This window comes from Bacteroides sp. RTP31139st1_H2_RTP31139_211217 (genome assembly GCF_040227615.1).
GTDB lineage: Bacteria > Bacteroidota > Bacteroidia > Bacteroidales > Bacteroidaceae > Bacteroides > Bacteroides uniformis.
Genome location: NZ_JBCNZM010000218.1, coordinates 1 through 4484 on the forward strand (window position 1 = coordinate 1; position 4484 = coordinate 4484).

Here is a 4484-nt window from a genome sequence, read left to right on the forward strand (position 1 = left end):
GTTGTGGGCTCTCCCGAGGGGATTAGGGCTTTGCCCTAATGACCCACTCAGGGCGTTTCTCCCCTAAGAACCCCGAGCAAAGAGTGCCCCTCTCTTTGCAATCTCCGCTTATGGGTTGCACCCCTAAGAACCCTGTGCGGTTATGAGCGGACAACAGAAGATTTCATCAACAATCCAAATCAAATTTTAAGAATATGGCAACAAAATCAAGCATACATATCAAACCCTGCAGAGTGACATCAAGCGGGGCTCATAACCGGAGAACTGCCGAGTACATGCGCAATATCGGCGAGTCCAGAATCTACATTGTACCCGAACTGACTTCCAATAACGAGCAGTGGATAAACCCGGGCTTCGGCAGTCCTGACCTGCAGGCGCACTATGACAGCATCAAACGGATGGTCAAGGAAAAGACCGGACGAGCGATGCAGGAAAAGGAGCGTGAGCGCAAGGGAAAGAATGGAAAGATTATAAAAGTGGCTGGATGTTCTCCAATCCGTGAGGGAGTATTGCTCATCAGACCAGATACAACACTGGCAGATGTACGAAAGTTTGGTGAGGAGTGCCAGAGACGCTGGGGTATTACACCGCTCCAAATCTTCCTGCATAAGGACGAGGGACACTGGCTTAGTGGACAACCCAAAACCGGGGATAGGGAGAGTTTCCAAGTCGGTGAAAAGTGGTTTAAGCCGAATTATCATGCCCATATCGTATTCGACTGGATGAACCACGACACGGGCAAGAGCCAAAAGCTCAATGATGACGATATGATGGAAATGCAGACTTTGGCATCTGACATCCTCTCCATGCAACGTGGGCAATCTAAATCCGAGACCGGAAAGGAACATTTGGAACGAAATGATTTCATCATTGAAAAGCAGAGAGCCGAACTGCAACGCATGGATGCTGCAAAACGGCACAAAGAAGAACAGATAGGTCTTGCTGAACAGGAACTGAAACAGGTGAAATCAGAAATACGCACTGACAAGCTAAAGAAAACAGCCACCAATGCAGCCACCGCCATAGCAAGCGGAGTTGGTTCTCTTTTCGGAAGTGGAAAGATGAAAGAGCTGGAGCGAACTAATGAAGATTTGCACCAAGAGATTGCCAAACGAGACAAAGGTATTGACACCCTCAAAATCCAAATGCAGGAAATGCAAGAGCGACATGTCAAACAGATACGCAATCTTCAGAGCATACACAACCAAGAACTTGAAGCCAAAGACAGGGAAATATCACGATTGAACACTCTGCTTGAAAAGGCATTCAAGTGGTTTCCGATGCTTAGAGAAATGTTGAGAATGGAAAAACTCTGCGCTGTCATTGGATTTACCAAAGATATGATAGATTGTCTTTTGACAAGGAAAGAAGCTATCCAATGTAATGGCAAGATTTATTCCGAGGAACATAGAAGAAAGTTTGAAATCAAAAACAACATCTTCAAGGTGGAGAAGAATCCGACCGATGATAGCAAACTTGTACTGACCATAAACAGGCAACCGATAAGCGAATGGTTCAAAGAGCAATGGGAGAAACTTCGGCAAGGTTTGCGACAACCAACGGAAGAACCAAGAAAAAGTAGAGGATTCAAGTTATAATAGAAAAAAAAGACAATATAAAAGCACTCTGATAGTTACGAAGTGCTTTTATATTGTATAAATTATATAATGTTTACCATTGAAGCTTCAAAGTAAACGCAACTTAAGGAATTGCCGAATTTTGTATTAATAAAGAATATACGACCTCTGATATATGCGCAACATATTGTGATGCTTGTGATTCATTACCCTTGAAATCCTTAACAAATATCGCTAAAGTATAGCAGACATTATTAGGCAGGCATATATAGGCAACATCATTGTGAGCTGCAAGAATACCATTTTCATTGACATCACCAGAACCCGTCTTATGTGCAATAGAAACCCTTTCTTTATCAAGAAGCGGAGCGACTATTCTATCTGTACCTGTCACACATTCTTTTAATGTATTCTTAATGAAACTTTGCTTCTCACCACTGACAATACTTTCGGTAAACAAACGGTTCATCAACATTGCGGCACCAAGAGGAGATGTATAATTAAAGTAAGCCCTATCGTGGTCAGCCGACATTTCCTCTTCTGTATAAGCTATCTGAAAACTTGAACGAGGAATAAGTGTGGCTATAAAACTGTCAGTTTGAGCAACATTGACCATATCTTTAAACATCAGATTGCTTGCATTATTATCACTTTGAGCAATAGTATAACGAAGTAAATCTCTCACGGTTAATGATATAACCAACTCGGAATAATCTTTCATCATAGGACTCCAAGTCTTTGAATCAAGTCTATTCCTATCTATCTTTACTAAGGTATCAAGTGAAATCCCTTTGTTATCAAAATCATTGCAAAGAGCTAATGCCTGATGAACCTTAAATACACTCATCATAGGATATACACTCTTATCATTAACTTTAACTGTATCTGTGTTATTAATAATAATTGCCACTCCAATTTCACCAGGACAAGCTGATACTATCCGAGAAATGCTATCAGTCAAAACATCTGTCAAAGGTGGATTTGTACTATTATTAGAAGTTGATTTAGAGAACAATAAAAAAACTAAAACTATGATACAAACTAAAGCTATACACAAAATTACAAGGCGTTTTCTTCTACTTTTTTTCATACTACGATTTTTAAACATTATTGGGTGTAAAATTGGGTGTTTGTTTTATAATTTGCTGATTTTCAGCGTTTATTGCGGAGAGACAGGGATTCGAACCCCGGGTGCCTCGCAGCACAACGGTTTTCAAGACCGCCGCAATCGACCACTCTGCCACCTCTCCAAAACTTCTTTTTCAGAAGTGCTTTTCTTTTAAAGCGGTGCAAAGATACAAATCATTTTTTATTCTACAAACTTTTCTGCACAAAAACAGAGCAATTATACCAAAATTCTTGTTTATACCCACTACGGAACGAACATAACGGCATTTAGGCTATTTGTTGAAATTTATCAAGGGCAAGACAGAGTTTTATAACTTACTGGCTATCAGTATATTTACAAAGAGCCACATTCAGTATACGATTGAACCCTATTCAGTATACGACTGAATGGCATTCACTATACGACTGAATTAGGTTCAGAATACGACTGTTCCTTAAACCTACATCATTTGTAAATAATGCAGATTATTATTCGGTTCTTGTTTCAATTCATAAACCACATATAAAGAAAGTATTAACATCTCTACTCCCCCGGACATTCACTACCTAATAATAGTTATTTTATGCTGTTCAACATAAAAAGAGAAGTATCTCTTATAAAATTACGGAATTTATTCAGTATTTTTGCGCGCTCTAAAGGATAACATTATCTAACCTACTAACAAAAACAAATTTTATGGAATTGAACAAAACCTTTACCAATGGGCTTTGGAATAAAGAAATCAATGTCAGTGATTTCGTCAGTAAAAACATCGCACCCTATACCGGGGATGCATCTTTCTTGCAGGGACCTACCGAACGTACCAAACGTATCTGGGACATCTGTCTGAAGGCTCTCGAAGAAGAAAGGAACAACAATGGCGTCCGTTCACTGGACAATACCACCGTATCTACCATCACTTCTCATAAAGCCGGGTATATTGATAAGGACAATGAACTTATTGTCGGTTTGCAGACTGATGAACTGTTGAAACGATCCATCAAACCTTTCGGAGGCATCAACGTGGTAGCAAAAGCATGCCGTGAAAACGGAGTGGAAGTGGACGATAAAGTAAAAGACATCTTCACCCATTACCGCAAAACACATAACGACGGCGTATTCGATGTATATACCGAAGAAATCCGTTCCTTCCGCTCACTGGGATTCCTTACCGGATTGCCCGACAACTATGCCCGCGGACGTATCATCGGCGACTACCGCCGATTGGCTCTCTACGGCATCGACCGTCTGATTGAAGCCAAGCAGGAGGACTTGCGCAACCTCACCGGCCCGATGACCGAAGCACGCATCCGTCTACGCGAAGAAGTGGCAGAACAAATCAAAGCTTTGAAGGACATCAAGGTTATGGGCGAATATTACGGACTCGACCTCAGCCATCCGGCTACATCAGCTCAAGAGGCCGTGCAATGGGTATACATGGCATATCTTGCTGCCATCAAAGAGCAGGACGGAGCAGCCATGTCACTGGGTAACGTATCTTCGTTCCTCGATATATTCATTGAATACGATCTGGCTCACGGAAAAATCAATGAGACGTTTGCACAGGAACTGATAGACCAGTTCGTCATCAAGCTGCGCATGGTACGCCATCTGCGTATGCAATCATACAATGATATCTTTGCCGGTGACCCGACTTGGGTGACCGAAGCCATCGGAGGACGCTTCAATGACGGACGCGTGAAGGTCACCAAGACTTCTTTCCGCTTTTTGCAGACGCTATACAACCTCGGTCCTTCTCCGGAACCGAACTTGACCGTATTGTGGAGTCCCGAACTGCC

General features: G+C 41.9%; 2 protein-coding genes, 1 tRNA gene and 1 pseudogene. 2 read left to right on the forward strand and 2 right to left on the reverse strand.

Annotated elements, in window-relative coordinates; all coding sequences use genetic code 11:
• Positions 1 to 194 precede the first annotated feature (194 nt).
• Positions 195 to 1598: a mobilization protein gene (locus tag ABUA47_RS22165; protein WP_349832062.1), complete on the forward strand. Its 1404-nt coding sequence runs from the start codon at positions 195 to 197 to the stop codon at positions 1596 to 1598.
• Between the two features lie 103 nt (positions 1599 to 1701).
• On the opposite strand, the gene ABUA47_RS22170 is transcribed toward ABUA47_RS22165, so the two are convergent.
• Together ABUA47_RS22170 and ABUA47_RS22175 are read right to left on the reverse strand one after the other, a co-directional pair.
• Positions 1702 to 2667, reverse strand: a complete 966-nt coding sequence (locus ABUA47_RS22170) for a CfxA family broad-spectrum class A beta-lactamase (protein WP_008770854.1) — start codon at positions 2665 to 2667, stop codon at positions 1702 to 1704.
• A gap of 75 nt (positions 2668 to 2742) precedes the next feature.
• Positions 2743 to 2827 (reverse strand) — tRNA-Ser (locus ABUA47_RS22175).
• A 599-nt stretch (positions 2828 to 3426) separates the two neighbouring features.
• Between ABUA47_RS22175 and ABUA47_RS22180 the strand changes: the two are divergent.
• A pseudogene (locus tag ABUA47_RS22180) lies at positions 3427 to 4484 on the forward strand (pyruvate formate lyase family protein); the annotation flags it as partial.